This window comes from Actinosynnema sp. NPDC037264, assembly GCF_055603705.1.
On record NZ_JBVJVK010000015.1, the window covers coordinates 148,134 to 163,972 of the forward strand.

General features: G+C 71.9%; 19 protein-coding genes. 7 read left to right on the forward strand and 12 right to left on the reverse strand.

All coding sequences use genetic code 11. The features are described from left to right. Nucleotides 1-206: 206 nt before the first annotated feature. Both ACZ7GX_RS19260 and ACZ7GX_RS19265 read left to right on the forward strand, forming a co-directional pair. Nucleotides 207-1,244 (forward strand): NAD(P)H-dependent flavin oxidoreductase, encoded by a 1,038-nt coding sequence (locus ACZ7GX_RS19260; RefSeq protein WP_498778397.1) that lies wholly within the window; start codon nucleotides 207-209, stop codon nucleotides 1,242-1,244. A 17-nt stretch (nucleotides 1,245-1,261) separates the two neighbouring features. Further along, a complete protein-coding gene (locus tag ACZ7GX_RS19265) occupies nucleotides 1,262-2,917 on the forward strand; it encodes a DUF885 domain-containing protein (RefSeq protein ID WP_498778398.1) in 1,656 nt (551 codons plus the stop codon). On the opposite strand, the gene ACZ7GX_RS19270 is transcribed toward ACZ7GX_RS19265, so the two are convergent. Further along, nucleotides 2,876-4,324 (reverse strand): amino acid permease, encoded by a 1,449-nt coding sequence (locus ACZ7GX_RS19270; RefSeq protein ID WP_498778399.1) that lies wholly within the window; start codon nucleotides 4,322-4,324, stop codon nucleotides 2,876-2,878. The genes ACZ7GX_RS19265 and ACZ7GX_RS19270 overlap by 42 nt on opposite strands. 121 nt (nucleotides 4,325-4,445) lie before the next feature. After that, a complete protein-coding gene (locus tag ACZ7GX_RS19275; protein WP_498778400.1) occupies nucleotides 4,446-5,414 on the reverse strand; it encodes a zinc-binding dehydrogenase in 969 nt (322 codons plus the stop codon). 68 nt (nucleotides 5,415-5,482) lie between these two features. On the opposite strand from ACZ7GX_RS19275, the gene ACZ7GX_RS19280 reads away from it, so the two are divergent. From ACZ7GX_RS19280 to ACZ7GX_RS19290, 3 genes are read left to right on the forward strand one after another with little or no spacing between them, the layout of a single operon-like run. Further along, nucleotides 5,483-5,719, forward strand: a complete 237-nt coding sequence (locus ACZ7GX_RS19280) for a hypothetical protein (protein ID WP_498778401.1) — start codon at nucleotides 5,483-5,485, stop codon at nucleotides 5,717-5,719. A gap of 11 nt (nucleotides 5,720-5,730) precedes the next feature. After that, on the forward strand, nucleotides 5,731-6,162 hold the full coding sequence (locus ACZ7GX_RS19285) for a guanyl-specific ribonuclease (RefSeq protein WP_498778402.1): 432 nt from the start codon (nucleotides 5,731-5,733) through the stop codon (nucleotides 6,160-6,162). After that, entirely contained in the window at nucleotides 6,159-6,428 is a 270-nt protein-coding gene (locus tag ACZ7GX_RS19290) for a barstar family protein (protein ID WP_498778403.1), read from the forward strand. Before ACZ7GX_RS19285 ends, ACZ7GX_RS19290 begins: the two co-directional genes overlap by 4 nt. Here ACZ7GX_RS19290 and ACZ7GX_RS19295 read toward each other — a convergent pair. Further along, nucleotides 6,425-7,201, reverse strand: a complete 777-nt coding sequence (locus ACZ7GX_RS19295; RefSeq protein WP_498778404.1) for an enoyl-CoA hydratase-related protein — start codon at nucleotides 7,199-7,201, stop codon at nucleotides 6,425-6,427. The genes ACZ7GX_RS19290 and ACZ7GX_RS19295 overlap by 4 nt on opposite strands. Nucleotides 7,202-7,262: 61 nt before the next feature. Between ACZ7GX_RS19295 and ACZ7GX_RS19300 the strand changes: the two genes are divergently transcribed. Further along, nucleotides 7,263-7,886 (forward strand): DJ-1/PfpI family protein, encoded by a 624-nt coding sequence (locus ACZ7GX_RS19300; RefSeq protein ID WP_498778405.1) that lies wholly within the window; start codon nucleotides 7,263-7,265, stop codon nucleotides 7,884-7,886. Next, a complete protein-coding gene (locus ACZ7GX_RS19305) occupies nucleotides 7,883-8,356 on the forward strand; it encodes a MarR family winged helix-turn-helix transcriptional regulator (RefSeq protein ID WP_498778406.1) in 474 nt (157 codons plus the stop codon). Before ACZ7GX_RS19300 ends, ACZ7GX_RS19305 begins: the two co-directional genes overlap by 4 nt. A gap of 79 nt (nucleotides 8,357-8,435) precedes the next feature. On the opposite strand, the gene ACZ7GX_RS19310 is transcribed toward ACZ7GX_RS19305, so the two are convergent. From ACZ7GX_RS19310 to ACZ7GX_RS19350, 9 genes are all read right to left on the reverse strand, one after another. Beyond that, nucleotides 8,436-9,047, reverse strand: a complete 612-nt coding sequence (locus ACZ7GX_RS19310) for a cyclase (protein WP_498778407.1) — start codon at nucleotides 9,045-9,047, stop codon at nucleotides 8,436-8,438. Between the two features lie 198 nt (nucleotides 9,048-9,245). After that, entirely contained in the window at nucleotides 9,246-9,977 is a 732-nt protein-coding gene (locus ACZ7GX_RS19315; RefSeq protein ID WP_498778408.1) for a sirohydrochlorin chelatase, read from the reverse strand. Continuing rightward, nucleotides 9,974-10,846, reverse strand: coding sequence for an ABC transporter permease (locus tag ACZ7GX_RS19320; RefSeq protein ID WP_498778409.1), 873 nt, complete (start codon nucleotides 10,844-10,846; stop codon nucleotides 9,974-9,976). The genes ACZ7GX_RS19315 and ACZ7GX_RS19320 overlap by 4 nt, the downstream gene beginning before the upstream one ends. Next, a complete protein-coding gene (locus ACZ7GX_RS19325; protein WP_498778410.1) occupies nucleotides 10,833-11,621 on the reverse strand; it encodes an ABC transporter ATP-binding protein in 789 nt (262 codons plus the stop codon). The genes ACZ7GX_RS19320 and ACZ7GX_RS19325 overlap by 14 nt, the downstream gene beginning before the upstream one ends. A 21-nt stretch (nucleotides 11,622-11,642) precedes the next feature. Continuing rightward, nucleotides 11,643-12,698: an ABC transporter substrate-binding protein gene (locus tag ACZ7GX_RS19330; protein WP_498778411.1), complete on the reverse strand. Its 1,056-nt coding sequence runs from the start codon at nucleotides 12,696-12,698 to the stop codon at nucleotides 11,643-11,645. Nucleotides 12,699-12,712: 14 nt separating this feature from the next. Next, nucleotides 12,713-14,056 carry a sulfate adenylyltransferase subunit 1 gene (locus ACZ7GX_RS19335; protein WP_498778412.1) on the reverse strand — a complete coding sequence of 448 codons (1,344 nt, stop codon included), beginning with the start codon at nucleotides 14,054-14,056 and terminating at the stop codon, nucleotides 12,713-12,715. Beyond that, nucleotides 14,057-14,962 (reverse strand): sulfate adenylyltransferase subunit CysD, encoded by a 906-nt coding sequence (cysD, locus tag ACZ7GX_RS19340; RefSeq protein WP_498778413.1) that lies wholly within the window; start codon nucleotides 14,960-14,962, stop codon nucleotides 14,057-14,059. Continuing rightward, nucleotides 14,959-15,660: a phosphoadenylyl-sulfate reductase gene (locus ACZ7GX_RS19345; RefSeq protein ID WP_498778414.1), complete on the reverse strand. Its 702-nt coding sequence runs from the start codon at nucleotides 15,658-15,660 to the stop codon at nucleotides 14,959-14,961. Before ACZ7GX_RS19345 ends, cysD begins: the two co-directional genes overlap by 4 nt. After that, the gene (locus ACZ7GX_RS19350; protein WP_015098919.1) at nucleotides 15,657-15,815 is read right to left on the reverse strand and encodes a hypothetical protein; all 159 of its coding nucleotides are present in this window, start codon (nucleotides 15,813-15,815) and stop codon (nucleotides 15,657-15,659) included. Before ACZ7GX_RS19350 ends, ACZ7GX_RS19345 begins: the two co-directional genes overlap by 4 nt. Nucleotides 15,816-15,839 lie beyond the last annotated feature (24 nt).

Sequence of the window (15,839 nt, forward strand, 5' to 3'; positions counted from 1 at the left end):
CCCACCCCCCCCCCCCCCCCCCCCCCCCCCCCCCCCCCCCCCCCCCACACCCCCCCCCCCCCCCCCCCCCCCCCCCCCCCCCCCGCCGCGCGTGTCCTGCGTTCAGGACCCCCGAGTCGAACGCGCGGAACGCGGCGTTTTGCGGCCGAACGCCGTAGACCTGGCAATACGTGACCACAGCGGTGGCGCGGGTTAGGGTCGGTTCCATGTTGGACCGACTCGAAGTGCCCGTCATCGCCGCGCCGATGGCCGGTGGGGCGTCCACACCGGCGCTCGTGGCCGAGGTCGGCCGGGCGGGCGGCCTCGGGTTCCTGGCCGCCGGCTACCTCTCCGTCGAGGCGCTCGCCGAGCAGATCACCGCGACCACCGCGCTGACCGACCGGCCGTACGGGGTGAACCTGTTCGTGCCCGGCCCCCGGTCCACCACCGACCTGTCCGGCTACCGCGACCGCGTCAAGGCCCAGTCGCCGACCGAGCCGGGTGAACCGCGGTGGGACGACGACGCCTACGCCGCCAAGCTCGAACTCGTGATGGCGTTGCGCGTTCCGGTGGTCTCGTTCACGTTCGGCTTGCCGAACCCCGAGGACGTGCACCGGCTGCACGCCGCGGGCTCCACGGTCGTCGTCACGGTCACCACACCGCAGGAAGCCGCCCAGGCGGCGCAGATCGGCGCCGACGTGCTGTGCGTGCAGGGCAGTGAAGCGGGCGGGCACCGCGGCACGTTCGCCGACGACGGCGTCTCGCCCGGTGGCGGCGAGCTGTTCGGCGTGCTGGCCGCGTTGCGGCTGGTCCGCGCCAAGGTGGACCTGCCGCTGATCGCGGCCGGCGGCCTGGTGCACGGCGCGGACGTGGCGGCCGTGATCACCGCGGGCGCGGTCGCGGCGCAGCTGGGCACCGCGTTCCTGCCGACCCCCGAAGCGGGCACGTCCGCCGCACACCGCCAGGCCCTCGCCGAGGGCACCCGCCGCACCGCGTTGACCAGGGCGTTCAGCGGACGCCCGGCGCGCGGCCTGGTGAACCGGTTCCTGGTGGCGAACCAGGAGCAGGCGCCCGCCGCGTACCCGGAGGTGCACCACCTGACCCGGCCGGTGCGCGCGACCGGCGACCCGGAGCTGATGTCGTTGTGGGCCGGGCAGACCTACGCGCTGGTCCGAGCGGCCCCGGCGGCCGAGGTGGTGGCGAGGCTGGTCGCCGAGGCGCGCCAAGCCCTTTCCGTCGCGATCACGCGCATTTCACCGGCGTAGCACCACAGAATGGCGACGTGACGACCGCGCGCGAACTCGCCGACGAGATGCTGACCCTGGTCCTGGACGACGATCCCGTCATGGCGACGCTGCTCGGCATCCCGGGCTGGGACGACCGCCTGCCGGACCCGAGCGCCGAGGGCGGGCGCGTGCGCCGTGCCCGGGCCGAGGACATCGCGCGGCGGGCGCGTGCCGAGGACGACGACCCGGTGACGCGTGCGGTGGTCGTGCAGCAGGCGTGGGGCCTGGTGCACCGCCTCGACGCGAACCTGGTCGAGCACACCCACGCCGAAGGCCTCACCGCGCCGCTCGCCGTCCTGCTCGGCGCGTTGCCGCTGATCCGCCCGACCGACGACGAGGCGCGGCAGGCGTACCTGACCCGGCTGTCGTCGCTGCCCGGCTACCTCGACGCGCTCACCCGAAGACAGCGCGAGTCGACCCGCCGCCCGCTCAGACACCTGGTGGAAGCCGCCGTCCACCGCATCGACCGCTACCTGGCCGACGAGCAGGACCCGCTCGGCACGCCGTTGCACGACACCCCGCACGCCGCCGTGTGCGCGAGCCTGCTGGACGAGACCGTGCGCCCCGCCATCGCCCGCTACCGCGACTTCCTGCGCGCCGAAGTAATCGACCGCGGTCGCGGCGAGGACCGGCCCGGCCTGTGCTGGCTGCCCGACGGCGACCTGATCTACACCGACCTGGTCCGCATGTACACCACGACCGGCCACACACCGGAGGAACTGCACCGGATCGGCCTGAACCTCGTCGAGGAACTGGACCGGGAGTACGAGGAGGTCGGCGGCCGCGTGTTCGGCCCGACCACGGCCGCCGGCGTGCGCGCCCGGCTGCTGGCCGACCCGGAGCTGCGCTGGCGCAGCGCCGAGGACATGGTGACGTTGGCGGCGCGGACCATCGCCCGCGCCGAGGAGGCCGCGGCGGCGTGGTTCGGCGCGGTGCCGCGAGCCCGGTGCGCGGTGGAGGCGGTGCCGGAGGCGGAGGCGCCGAACGCGCCGCTGGCCTACTACGTGGACCCGGCGATGGACGGCTCCCGACCGGGCACCTACTTCGTCAACACCCACCAGTCACGGTTGCGCGAGCGGTTCAGCGCCGAGTCGACCGCGTTCCACGAGGGCGTGCCGGGCCACCACTTCCAGATCGCGCTGGCCCAGCAGGTCGACGACCTGCCGCTGCTGCGCCGGTTCGCGTCCATCGAGGCCTACCTGGAGGGCTGGGCGCTCTACGCCGAGCGGCTGGCCGACGAGATGGGCCTCTACAGCGACGACGTGGCGCGGCTGGGGATGCTGTCGGGCGACTCGCTGCGCGCCGCGCGCCTGGTGGTGGACACCGGTCTGCACGCGTTGCGCTGGAGCAGGCAGCAGGCCGTGGACTACCTGCGCGCCAACGCCGTCATGCCGGACGTGGACATCTTCTCCGAGGTCGACCGGTACATCGAGAACCCCGCGCAGGCGCTGTCCTACATGGTGGGGCGGCTGGAGATCCAGCGCCTGCGCGGTGAGGCGGAGCGGAGGCTGGGCGACCGCTTCGACATCAAGGCCTTCCACGACCTGGTGCTCGGCGGCGGGCCGCTGCCGATGGCCGTGCTCGCCGACGTGGTCGACGACTGGTGCGACTCAGTCCTCGCGGTCGGCGTTCGAGGGGTCGTTGAGCACTGACCTGCGCCGGCTGTAGGCGAAGTACACGACCAGCCCGATGAGGAACCAGACGCCGAAGCGCAGCCAGGTCTCCGGCGCCAGGAACGTGATCAGCCACAGCGAGAACACCACGCCGATGATCGGCACGACCGGCATGCCCGGCGTCTTGAACGTGCGCGGCAGGTCCGGCTGCTTGTACCGCAGCACGATCACCGCGACGCAGACCACCACGAACGCCAGCAGGATGCCGATGTTGGTCAGCTCGGCCGCCTCGGCGATGGGCAGGAAGCCCGCGATGACGGCGGACGCGATGCCGAGCACCCACGTGGTGCGCGTGGGCACGTGCTTGACCGGGTGGGTCTTGGCGAACCACTTCGGCAGCAGGCCGTCGCGCGACATCGAGTAGCCGACCCGCGCCGCGCCCATCAGGAACGTGAAGAGCACCGTCGTGATGCCCAGCACCGCGCCGACGGAGATGATGATGCCCAGCGCCGGCAGGCCGACGTCGGCGAACGCCGAGGCGAACGCGCTCTCCGCGTCCACGTCCTGGTAGTTGACCATGCCGGTGAGCACCAGGCAGGCGAGCACGTACAGGACCATCGAGATGGCCAGCGAGTAGATGATCGCCTTCGGCATGTGCTTCTGGGAGTCCTTGGACTCCTCGGCGGCCGTGCTCATCGCGTCGTAGCCGAACACCGCGAAGAACACCGTGGCCGCGCCGGTGAGCGCGCCGGAGATGCCGAACGGGAAGAACGGGTTGTAGTTGTCGGTGTTGATGTGGAACGCGCCGACCACGATCACGAGCAGCACCACGGCGACCTTCAGGTACACCAGGGTCGTCTCGAAGCGCGCCGCGTTCTTCATGCCCATGTTGAGCACGAACGCGATCAGCAGGCACAGCAGCACCGCGAACAGGTTCACCTTGTAGCTGCCCGCCGCGACGTCACCGGTCTCGGTGCCGGGCGCGCCGAGCATCCACACCGGCAGGTCGAGGCCGAGCAGGTTCAGCAGCTCGTTGAAGTAGCCGCTGATCCCGATCGCCACCACGGCCACGATCGCGGTGTACTCCAGCAGCAGGTCCCAGCCGATGAACCAGCCGACGATCTCGCCGAGCACCGCGTAGCCGTAGGTGTAGGCCGAGCCCGCCCTGGGGATCAGGCCCGCGAACTCCGCGTAGGAGAACGCCGCCGCGGCGCTGGCGATGCCCGCGACGAGGAACGAGATCAGCACGGCGGGGCCGGCGGTCTTGTTGGCCACGGCGCCGGCCAGCGAGAAGATGCCCGCGCCGATGATGCCGCCGATGCCGATCGCGGTGAGCTGCCACAACCCCAACGTCCGGGTCAGCGCCGTCTTCTCGTCACTGATCTGCTCGATCGGCTTGCGGCGGAACACCCCGCTGCCACGGCCGAATCCGTCCTGGACCGTCATCGTCCAACTCCCTCGGTGGATCGGTGTGCGGCGAACCGTACGCCGGTCAACTGTCACCGGGTTTGTCCGATCGCACCATTCGAGGGAGTGGATTTTGTGCGTGCGTACGGGTTGACGAAGCTCAGCCCCGCGTGAAGACGATCTTGCCCGCGGTCTCGCCGTCGAGCATCGCGCGCAAGCCCTCCTCGACGCGCTCGAACGGCAGCTCGGCGCCGATCTGGGGGCGCAGCCCCGTCAGGTCGCAGAACGACAGCAGGTCGCCCAGCTCCTCGCGCGTGCCCATGGTCGAGCCGACCACCCGCAACTGCAGGAAGAACAGCCTCGGCAGCTCGGCCGCCGCCGCGTCACCGCTCGTCGCGCCGGAGATGACCAGCGTGCCGCCCGGCTTGAGCGCCTTCATGGAGTGCGACCAGGTGGCCTTGCCGACGGTCTCGAACACCGCGTCCACCCGTTCGGGGAGCCGGGCGCCGGACTCGAACGCCTGGTGCGCGCCCAGGCTCTCGGCCAACGCGCGCTTCTCCTCGCTGCGGCCGGTCACCCACACCCGGAACCCCGCCGCACGGCCCAGCTGCACCAGCGCCGTCGAGACGCCGCCGGACGCGCCCTGCACGAGCATCGTCTGCCCCGGGCGCAGCCCCGAGTTCACGAACAGCATCCGGTACGCGGTCAGCCACGCCGTGCCCATGCACGCCGCCTCGGCGAAGCTCAGCCCCGCGGGCTTCGGCAGCGCGTTGCGCTTGGGGACGACGACGTACTCCGCGAACGTGCCCTGGTGCTTCTCGGTGAGCAGGGTGCGGCGCGGGTCGAGGGTCTCGTCGCCGGACCAGTCCGGGTCGCCGATCACGGAGTGCAGCACGACCTCCGTGCCGTCCTCCAGCACGCCCGCGCCGTCGCAGCCCAGGGTCATCGGGAACTGCTCGGGCTTGATGCCGACGCCGCGCAGCGTCCAGAGGTCGTGCATGTTGAGGCTCGCCGCTTTCACGGTCACCTTCACCCAACCCTCCGGGACCTCGGGTTCCGGTCGTTCGCCCACGCGCACGGCGGCGATCGGGTCTTGGGGGCTCGGCTCGGCTGCGTAGACGGCGAACATGCGGGCAACTTACCGAGTGGTAGTGATCCGTGTGCGGTGAAGCGCGTCACGGGACTACGCTCGCCGGTGTGGTTGACGCGTTCGAGCAGTGGTGGGACGGGGTCGAGCTGTGGTTGGCGCAGCTGGCGTTCCCGTTCCAGTTCGCGCTGCTCATGTGCGTGCTGCTGCCGTTGTCCCTGGGGGTGGCCAGGTTCATCGACCGGGTCGTGGACAACGCCTCGACCAGGTTCAACCCGGTGCCGAAGGTCGACCGGGCAGGTGACGCGGACCGGCCCCGGGAGGTGGACGCGGGCGGGCCTTCGTAGGCTCTGCGACCGTGACTCCCGCCCGGCGGCTCTCCGTCGCACTGCTCGGCCTGATCGCGCTGGTCGTGGTCGGCTACTTCGCCAAGGACCTCACCGGCACGTCGTCGGACCCCGCGCCGCCTCCGGCCTCCGCTTCGGTGCCGGGCGCGGGCTCGGGGCTGCCGGTCGAGCCGCTGTCGGGACTGCCCGCGCAGGTGAAGGCCACGTGGGAGCTGATCGGGAGGGGCGGGCCGTTCCCGTACCCGCGCAACGACGGCGTGACGTTCCAGAACCGCGAGAAGCTGTTGCCCGCCAAACCCTCCGACTACTACCGGGAGTACACCGTGCCCACGCCGGGCAGTGACGACCGCGGCGCGCGGCGGCTCGTGACCGGGTCGTCCGACGAGGTCTACTACACCGCCGACCACTACGAGTCGTTCGTCGTCGTGGACGTGACCAAATGACCTACCGGCACGTGGTGCGCCGGGGCGCGCGCTCGAAGAAGGACGCCATCGGTGCCATCGCGGACGCCTTGAGCTTCCCCGACTGGTTCGGGCACAACCTGGACGCGCTGTACGACTGCCTGACCGACCTGTCGTGGCTGCCGGAGGGCGAGCACGTGCTGGAGTGGGAGGGCGGCAACGCCGACGTGGAGGCCGTCCTGGCCGACGCGGTCGCCCGAACCGCCGAACTGGGCGACCGCGTCCTGACCGTCGTCTACCCGGACTAGTCCGCCGCGGGGACCCACGACGGCTTGCGCTTGCCGACGAACGCGGCGATCCCCTCCTGGCCCTCGGGACCGCCGAAGTGCCGTGCGGACAGGGCCAGCATGTCGGCGAACACCTCGCCCAGGTCGGTGGACCGGGGTTCCCGGAGCATCCGCTTGGTGGCGGCGAGGGCGTTCGGCGCGCCCAGCGCGAGCATGTCGGTGTAGCGGGTGACCTCGGCGTCGAGGTCGTCGGCGGGCACGGCCGAGTTGATCAGGCCGATGGCGACGGCCCTCGGCGCGGCGAACGTCTCGCCGGTCAGGAACAGCTCGTGCGCGGCGCGCGGCAGCAGGCGGGGCAGCACGGTCACCGAGATGACGGCGGGCACCACGCCGATGCGGACCTCGCTGAACGCGAACGTGGCCGTGTCCACCGCGACCGCGATGTCGCACGCCGCGACCAGGCCGACGCCGCCCGCGCGCGCCGGGCCCGCGAGCCGTGCGACCACGGGCTTCGGGCTGGTCCAGAGCTGTTCGAGGATCGCCGGGAACTCGTTGACCCCTTGCTCGTCGGCGCTCGCGCCGCCCGCTTCCTTCAGGTCCATGCCGGAGCAGAACACCGGTCCGGTGTGGCTCAGCACGACCACGCGCACGGCGTCGTCGGCCGTGGCGGCTTCGAGGTGCCCGGTCAGCTCGGCGCGCAGCTGCGCGGACAAGGCGTTGCGGTTGTGGGGTGAGTCCAGCGTGATCGTCGCGATGCCACGCCGCACCTCGTAGTGGACCAGCTCGTCTGCCATGGGTGGCACTCTACGATCCGGGTTTGTTGACAGTGTGCTGTCAAAATGACAGGATGCTGTCATGACGACGAAGACGGTTCACCTCGCCCTCTACGACACGCTGGCCGACTGGGAGTTCGGGTACGCGACGGCGCAGATCAACACGCCGCAGTTCCAGAAGGTGCCCGGTCGCTACCGGGTGCGGACCGTCGGCGCGACGCTCGACCCCGTGACGTCCATCGGCGGCCTGCGGATCACGCCGGACCTGGCGCTGGCGGACGTCGACCCGGCGGACAGCGCGATGCTGATCCTGCCCGGCGCGGACACCTGGGAGAGCGGCGACAACGCGGTGTTCGGGGCGGCGGCGCGGCGGTGGCTGGACGCGGGCGTGCCGGTGGCGGCGATCTGCGGCGCGACGATCGGCCTGGCCGCCGAGGGCCTGCTGGACTCCCGTGCGCACGGCGGCAACGCGGTCGAGCAGCTGGCGGCCGTGCCGGGGTACGCGGGCGCGTCGTTGTTCAGGTCGGAACGCGCGGTGCGGGCGGACGGCCTGATCACGGCCGGCGCGGCGTCGGCGTTGGAGTTCGCGCGGGAGATCTTCGTGGAGCTGGACCTGTACGAGCCCGCCGTGCTGGAGGCGTGGTACGGCCTGTACCGGACGGGCGACCCGGCGTGGTTCGGCAAGCTCGTCGCCGCGGTGTCGTGAGCGACGTCGAGCCCCGCACGGAGGCGGGGGACGTGCTGACCGAGGTCATCATGCGCACGTTCCGCCTCTACGGCGGTTTCCTGGAGGCGGCGGAGGTGATGACCAAGCCGGTCGGCCTGACCGCCGCGTGGTGGCAGGTCCTCGGCGCCGTCCTGCGCGAGCCGCTGCCGGTGTCGGGCATCGCCCGGGAGATGAGCCTGACCAGGCAGAGCGTGCAGCGCATCGCCGACGTGCTGGTGGCGAGGGGTCTGGCGGAGTACCTGCCCAACCCGGCGCACAAGCGCGCCAAGCTGTTCCGCCCCACGGCGGCGGGCTACGAAGCCGTCTCCGGCCTCGCGCGGGCGCAGCACGCGTTCACCAACCGCGTTTCGGCCCAGGTGGACCTGGACGACCTGCGCACCACGCTCAAGGTGATGGAACGCCTGGTCGAGGCCCTGGAGGGTGATCCGTTCACGTCGGACGGACGGTGAACCCCTCGGCCGCCGGCACTCGGCGCCGTCACCCGATCGGAGCCGTGGTCGGCGGGTGCCGACCACGGCCGTGCGGCGGTCAGCCGATCGTCGTGGTGGTCAGCGCCGGGCTCGGGTCCGGGTACCCGGTCGCCGGGGCGTTGACCGGGAAGATCCCGGCGATCACCACGGCGGTGAACGTCAGCCCGGCGTCGGAGTAGCTGGTGCCGCCGAGCTTGGTGGTGATGGCGCCGGACGCGCCGGCGGTGAGGTTGAGCGTCAGCGTGGGCAGCTCGAAGGCGGCGCCGCCGGCGAGCGGGCCGGCGAGCTTCAGCACCACGTTGCCGCCTTCGAGCGCGGCGGTGGGCGTGCTGTTGAGCCCCGAACCGCCTTGCAGGGTGACGGACCGGTAGGTGGAGTTGGCGGGCACCGGGATCCTCAGCACCAAATTCTTGATCTCCCGCACCCGGTAGCCGGAGGCTTCCGACGGCACGCGGTTGGGCGCCGGGTCGATGACCACGGCGACGGCGCTGTTCGGCGCGGCCGTGGCGGGAGCGGTGGCGTCGATCGTCTGGTCCAGGGTGAACTCGGACGTCTGGCCCACCGCGCTCGCGCGCATCTTGTAGGTGATGGGCTGGGTCGCGGCCTGGGCCGTGGAGGCGAACACCAGCACGGGCAGCAAGGCGAGTGCCGCGATTCGGACAGGTTTCATTGGTCCTCTCCCCGTTGAGGTGGAGGGCTTCCAGAAGCGGCGGAGCGGTACCCTCTGACTACTTGTGAGTAGGTTTCACGTCAACGGTTAACAGTTCACAGCTCTGGCCAGTGCGTTCCGCGCGTTCGACTCGGGGGTTCCGAAAATAGGACACGCCTGACCGGAAGCAGGACGCGCGCTGGAGGTAGGACGCGCGGGTCAGGCGGAGGCGGCCAGGTGGGTGGTCAGGGCCGAGTGGTAGCGGTGGAGGACCAGTTCGGCCACTTCCGGGTCCGGGCCCAGGGGCGGGGCGATGATCGCGCCCTCGCCGGCGAGGCGGGTGACGCGGTCCGGGAGGAAGCCCGGCGCCAGGAACCACGACGCGACGGCGATGCGCCGGGCGCCGCGGGCGCGCAGGCGGGCGACGGCGGTGGGCACGTCGGGCTGCGCGGCGGAGGCGAAGGCGGCTTCCACGCCCGCCCAGCCGGAGCCGGCGGCCCAGCGGGCGGCGATGGAGGACACCAGGGCGTTCGCGGGCGCGTGGGACGAGCCCGCGCCCGCCAGGACCACGCCGAGCGTGCGGTCGCGGGAGCGGACGCCGACCGAGGCCAGGCGGCGCAGGGCCGCGGACTCCAGGCGCGGGTCGGGACCGAGCACGTCGGAGATCGTCACGTCCAGGCCGGGCAGCCGGGCGTCCGCCACCGCGCTCGGCACGTCGACGCGCGCGTGGAAAGCCTTGCCCAGCAACAACGGCACCACCACGGCCGAGCGGTGGCCGTCCGCGTACGCCCCGCGCAGCACGTCGCCCAGCAGCGGCACGGAGAGGTCCAGGAAGGACCCGCGCACGTCCAGCGACGGCGCCAACGCCCGCACCACGTCCAACAACTCGTGCACCACGGCCGCCGAGCGCGGATCACGGCTGCCGTGCGCCACGGCCACCAGCGCGGTCACAGCGCGCCCGTCAATCCGCGCGCCCGCAGCACCGCCCGCTCCAACGGCCGGAACACCAGCAGCTCGATCCCCACGCCGACCAGCAGGATCAGGAAGATCGCCGCGATCACCATCGAGATGTCGTTCAACGCCGACCCGTTGTGCAGGTACTGCCCCAGCCCTTCACCCAGCTGCGGCGACGTGGCGATGATCTCGGCCGCCATCAGCGACCGCCACGAGAACGCCCACCCCTGCTTCAACCCCGCCAGGTAACCCGGCAGGGCGGCGGGCAGCAGGATGTGCCGCGCCGCCGCGAACCGGCTCGCGCCCAACGCCTGGCCGACGCGCGGCAGCAGCGGCGGGATCTGGTCGACGCCCGACACCAGGCCGTTGGCGATCGACGGCACCGAGCCCATCAGCACGACGAAGTAGATGGTCGCGGGCGTCGCGCCGAACCACAGGATGCCCGCCGGCACCCACGCCACCGACGGCAGCGACTGCAGGCCGGTCAGCAACGACCCGATGGCCGCCCGCACCACGCGCACCTTGGCGATCAGCAGCCCGAGCGGCGTGGCGATCACCACGGCGGTGAGGAAGCCGAGCACGGCGCGGCTCACCGACGTCCACAGCACCTCGAACGCCCGGCCGGTCTCGACCGCCTCGACCACCGCCGCCCACACCGTGCGGGGCGCCGGCAGCTGGTACTCCGGCCAGAACGCCAGCGCCCACAACGCCTGCCACACGCCGAGCAGCAGGGCGAACGCGATCAGCGGCGGCACGGCGGTGCGGACGAACCGCTTATGCCACGACGGCCGCCGCTCCTGCGACGGCGCGTCGAGCGCGTCCAGCCCGGCGCCGACCGCCGAGAGGTCAGTGTCAAGCTGCGGCATGACCGCTGATCACCTCTCGCAGGTGGGCCGTGATGTCCTCGATGACGGCGGGCTCGTCGCAGTCCACCGTGGACCACTCGCGCACCACGCGGCCGGGACGGGAGGACAGCAGCACGACCCGCTGACCCAGCCGCACGGCCTCGCGCACGTCGTGCGTGACGAACAGGATCGCCGTCGACGTCTCCCGCCACACCCGCACCAGCTCCGCCTGGAGCACGTCGCGGGTGATGGCGTCCAGCGCGGCGAACGGCTCGTCCATGAGCAGCAGGCCGGGCGTGCCGTCCTCGGCGCTGCCCAGCGTGGACGCCAGGGCGCGCGCCAGCGCCACGCGCTGCCGCATGCCGCCGGACAGCTCGTGCGGGCGCTTGTGGCCCGCGCCGACCAGCCGCACCAGCGACAGCAGCTCGCTGGCCTTCTCCCGGCGCGCGCCCCGCTTGACGCCCGCCAGCCGCAACGGCAGCTCGACGTTGCGCGCCGCGGTCAGCCACGGCATGAGCGCGGCCTCCTGGAACATCACGGCGGGCCGCGACGTGGTCAGCTCGATGCGGCCCGAGGTGGGCGCGTCCAGCCCGGCGACCAGGTTCAGCAAGGTCGACTTGCCGCAGCCGGACGCGCCGAGCAGGCACACGAACTCGCCCGGGGCGACCGAGAGGTCGACGCCGTCGAGCGCGACGACGCCGGCCGGGCCGTGGCCGAAGACCTTCCGCACCCCGGACAAGGTCACCGCGGCGTCCACGTCGGACACGGCCGCTGGGGTCTCAAGCGTGGCGGTCATGGTGTGCCTGCCTTCCTCGAGTTACTTCTCGTCCAGCCCGGCGGTGTCCACGGTCGGCTTGCCCGCCGCCGAGAGCACCTTGTTCAGCAGCGTGAGATCGGCGAGCCCGGCCACGTTCGCGGCCTCCTTGGCCACGCCCGCGGTCACCGCGTCCTGCGCCAACCGCGGGAAGCTCTTGGCCTGCGGGTCCAGCGTCAGCTCGATGTTGTCGAACGCCCGGTCCAGCACCGGTTCGCCCAGCGCCTTGCCGGTGAGCTGCTTCAACGCGTTGTTGACGACCTGCTTGGCCTCGACCTCGTGGCCGAGCGCGAAGTCGGTGGCCGCGAGGTGGCCGCGCAGCAGCGCCTCGACGGTCTGCGGGTGCTCCTGAAGGAACTTCGCCCGCACGAGGACCACCGTGGTCGGGAACTTGCCGTCCTCCCACAGGTCCTTCTCGTCGAGCAGCACCTTCGCGCCCGCGTCCAGCACCAGCCGCGACGACCACGGCTCCGGCGCCCACGCGCCCTGGACGTCGCCGCGCTTGAACAGGTCGAGCGACTGCGAGTTCTCGACGTTGGTCACCTGCACGTCGAGCTTCTCGTCGGCCAGCCACTTCTTCAGCGCGACGTCCTGCGTGTTGCCCAGCTGCGGGGTGGTGAGGACCTTGCCGTTCAGGTCGGCGGGCGAGGTGATCTCGGGCTTGACCACGAGCTGCGCGCCGCCGGACGTGGCGCCGGCGACCAGCCGGACCGCCTCGCCGCCCGACTTGGCGTAGGCGTTGATGGCCGGGCCGGAGCCGATGAACGACACGTCGAGCGAGCTGCCCAGCAGCGCGTTCACCGCGTCGGGGCCCGCGTTGAACGTCTGGGTGGTGAGCTTGGTGGAGCCGAGCTCCTTGGCGAAGAAGCCCTTGTCCACGCCGATCAGCGCGGCGGCGTGGGTGACGTTGGGGAAGTAGCCGAGGCGGACCTCCGCCGCCGCGCCCTGGTTCTGGGCGGGGGCGGACTCGCCGCGGTCGATCCGGGAGCAGCCGGCGAGTGCCGTCAGCGCGGTCAGCACTGCGAGCGAGGTGGTCAGGAAGCGGCGTTGGGCGCTCACGATCGCGGGACCTTTCAGGGGCCGGGGGACACGAGGGCGTGGCTGTCGGGCTGGGCGGCGTCGCCGCCCTCGGTACAGCTGTCCACGCCGTCCACCTCCGGCAGCGGCGCACCCACGAGACCCGCCGCCAGCGTGCTGCCGTCGGCCGCGTCGATGACCAGGAACGCCCCCGTGCGGCGGTCCTTCGTGTAGTCGTCCACCGGGATCGGCTCGGCGGTGCGCACCGCGACCTGGCCGATCTCGTTGAGGGTCAGGGAGTCCGGCGCGTCGGTGCTGGCGAGCTTCTGCTCGTCGAACCGGGTGCGCAGCTCCGTGACGATCGCCTGCACGGTCCGCGTGCCGTGCTTGACCAGCACGCGCGCGCCCGGCGTCAACGCCTTCTCCGACAGCCAGCACACCGTGGCGTCGAACTCGTCGGTCACCGTCGGCTGGTCGCCCGCGGCGGCGATCAGGTCGCCGCGCGAGATGTCCAGGTCGTGCGCCAGCAGCAGGGTCACCGAGTGGCCCGCGGCGGCCTCCTGCAACGGGCCGTCGGCGGTGTCGATGGCGGTCACCGTCGAACGCAGCCCGGCGGGCAGCACGGCGATCTCGTCGCCGACCCGCACCGTGCCCGCCGCGACCTGGCCCGCGTAACCGCGGTAGTCCGGGTGCTCGGCGGTGCGCGGGCGGATCACGTACTGCACCGGGAAGCGGAACGGCGCGTCGTGCGCGTCCGCGTCGACCGGCACCGACTCCAGGTGCTCCAGCAGCGTCGGGCCGTCGTACCAGGGCGTCCGCGTCGAGCGCTCCACCACGTTGTCGCCCGCCAGTGCCGACACCGGGATCTCCACCACGGCGTCCTCGGCGTACCCGAGGGCGGTGGCGTGCGCGGTGAACTCCTTGGCGATGCGGGAGAACGTGACCTCGTCGAAGTCCACCAGGTCGATCTTGTTCACCGCCAGCACCAGCCGCGGCACGCCCAGCAGCGCCAGCACGGCCGCGTGCCGCCGGGTCTGCTCGATGACGCCCTTGCGCGCGTCGACCAGCAGCACGCCCAGCTGCGCGGTGGACGCGCCGGTCACGGTGTTGCGGGTGTACTGCACGTGGCCGGGGGTGTCGGCCAGCACGAACGAGCGCTTCGGCGTGGCGAAGTAGCGGTAGGCCACGTCGATGGTGATGCCCTGCTCGCGCTCCGAGCGCAGGCCGTCCACCAGCAGCGACAGGTCCGGCGTGGTCAGGCCGCGGTCGGCGCTGGCGCGGTGCACCGCGTCGAGCGTGTCGGCCAGCACCGACTTGGTGTCGTACAGCAACCTGCCGACCAGCGTGGACTTGCCGTCGTCCACGCTGCCCGCCGTCGCCAACCTCAACAGGTCGCTCATCTAGAAGTAGCCCTCCCGCTTGCGGTCTTCCATGGCGGCCTCGGACAGCCGGTCGTCCGCGCGGGTCGCGCCGCGCTCGGTGAGCCTGCTGGCCGCCACCTCGGCGATGACGGCTTCGATGTCGGCGGCGTCGGACTCGACCGCGCCGGTGCACGACCCGTCGCCGACGGTCCGGTAGCGGACGGTCTTCTCGATCTTCTGCTCGCCCTCGCGCGGACCGCCCCAAGGGCCTTCCGCCAGCCACATCCCGTCGCGCAGGTACACCTCGCGCCGGTGCGCGTAGTAGATCGACGGCAGCTCGATGCCCTCGCGGGCGATGTAGTGCCACACGTCCAGCTCGGTCCAGTTGGACAGCGGGAACACCCGGACGTGCTCGCCGGGGCGGTGGCGGCCGTTGTAGAGGTTCCACAGCTCCGGGCGCTGCCGGCGCGGCTCCCACTGGCCGAAGGAGTTGCGCAGGCTGAAGATCCGCTCCTTGGCGCGGGCCCGCTCCTCGTCGCGACGACCGCCGCCGAACACCGCGTCGAACTTGTGGCCGGTGATCGCGTCCAGCAGCGGCACGGTCTGCAACGGGTTGCGCGTGCCGTCGGGGCGCTCGGCCAGCCTGCCGTCGTCGATGTAGTCCTGCACCTTGGCGACTTCCAGCCGCAGCCCGTGCTGAGCCACGACCTGGTCGCGGAACTCGATGACCTCGTCGAAGTTGTGCCCGGTGTCCACGTGCAGCAGCGGGAACGGCACCGGCGCGGGCCAGAACGCCTTGACCGCGAGGTGCAGCAGCAGGGTGGAGTCCTTGCCGCCGGAGAACAGGATCACCGGCCGGTCGAACTCGCCCGCCACCTCGCGGAAGATGTGGATCGCCTCGGACTCCAGGCGGCCCAACGTGTCGAGAGCTGTCGCGGTGGTCATCCGTGCAACCCGCATTCGGTCTTGGACTGGCCCGCCCAGCGACCGCTGCGGGCGTCGGCGCCCGGCAGCGGCTTCGCGGTGCACGGCGCGCAGCCGATGGAGGGGTAACCCGCCTGCACCAGCGGGTTCTCGAGGATCCCGTGCTCGGCGATGTAGGCGTTGAACTGCTCGTCGGTCCACGGCGCGATCGGGTTGACCTTCACCAGGCCGTTGCGCTCGTCCCACGTCACGATCGGCGTGTTCGCCCGGGTCGGCGCGTCGACGCGGCGCACCCCGGTGACCCACGCGTCGTAGTCCTTCAGCGTGCGCCGCAACGGGATGACCTTGCGCAGCTCGCAGCACCGGTTCGGGTCGGTCTTGTTCAGCAGGCCGAACTGCGCCTCCTGCTCGGCCACCGACTGCTCGGCCGCGGCGTTGACGATGTGCACGTCGGGGTAGACGAGGTCGACGGCGTCCCGCGTGCCGATGGTCTCGGCGAAGTGGTAGCCGGTCTCCAGGAACAGCACGTCCACGTCCGGCTTGACCTTGGTCGCCAGGTCGATCAGGACGGCGTCCTGCATGTTCGACGCGACGATCCAGCTCTCGCCGAACGTGCGGGCGGTCCACGCGAGCGCCTCTTCGGCACTGGCATCCGCCAGCTCTGCCGAAGCGGCCTCCGCGATCACCTTCAGTTCCTCGACCCTGGTGGGGGCGGTCATCGCTGCACCTCCTGAGGAAGGTTGAGACCAACGAACTTGACGGTGAACACGCGGCGACAGGAGGCGCACAGCCACGAGTAGCTCGGCTCCTCCTGCGGACGGAGGTCCTCGTCGCCGCAATACGGGCAGTAGAAGGGGGTGGCTCGCTCGCTCATGGCCGCTCCTCCGGGGACGGCGGC

Excerpts from the sequence above, each read along its gene's own strand:
- ACZ7GX_RS19260 (WP_498778397.1), top strand. The coding sequence starts at position 207 with ATGTTGGACCGACTCGAAGTGCCCGTCATCGCCGCGCCGATGGCCGGT.
- ACZ7GX_RS19270 (WP_498778399.1), bottom strand. The coding sequence starts at position 4,324 with ATGACGGTCCAGGACGGATTCGGCCGTGGCAGCGGGGTGTTCCGCCGC.
- ACZ7GX_RS19275 (WP_498778400.1), bottom strand. The coding sequence starts at position 5,414 with ATGTTCGCCGTCTACGCAGCCGAGCCGAGCCCCCAAGACCCGATCGCC.
- ACZ7GX_RS19290 (WP_498778403.1), top strand. The coding sequence starts at position 6,159 with ATGACCTACCGGCACGTGGTGCGCCGGGGCGCGCGCTCGAAGAAGGAC.
- ACZ7GX_RS19295 (WP_498778404.1), bottom strand. The coding sequence starts at position 7,201 with ATGGCAGACGAGCTGGTCCACTACGAGGTGCGGCGTGGCATCGCGACG.
- ACZ7GX_RS19300 (WP_498778405.1), top strand. The coding sequence starts at position 7,263 with ATGACGACGAAGACGGTTCACCTCGCCCTCTACGACACGCTGGCCGAC.
- ACZ7GX_RS19310 (WP_498778407.1), bottom strand. The coding sequence starts at position 9,047 with ATGAAACCTGTCCGAATCGCGGCACTCGCCTTGCTGCCCGTGCTGGTG.
- ACZ7GX_RS19320 (WP_498778409.1), bottom strand. The coding sequence starts at position 10,846 with ATGCCGCAGCTTGACACTGACCTCTCGGCGGTCGGCGCCGGGCTGGAC.
- ACZ7GX_RS19325 (WP_498778410.1), bottom strand. The coding sequence starts at position 11,621 with ATGACCGCCACGCTTGAGACCCCAGCGGCCGTGTCCGACGTGGACGCC.
- ACZ7GX_RS19335 (WP_498778412.1), bottom strand. The coding sequence starts at position 14,056 with ATGAGCGACCTGTTGAGGTTGGCGACGGCGGGCAGCGTGGACGACGGC.
- cysD (WP_498778413.1), bottom strand. The coding sequence starts at position 14,962 with ATGACCACCGCGACAGCTCTCGACACGTTGGGCCGCCTGGAGTCCGAG.
- ACZ7GX_RS19345 (WP_498778414.1), bottom strand. The coding sequence starts at position 15,660 with ATGACCGCCCCCACCAGGGTCGAGGAACTGAAGGTGATCGCGGAGGCC.
- ACZ7GX_RS19350 (WP_015098919.1), bottom strand. The coding sequence starts at position 15,815 with ATGAGCGAGCGAGCCACCCCCTTCTACTGCCCGTATTGCGGCGACGAG.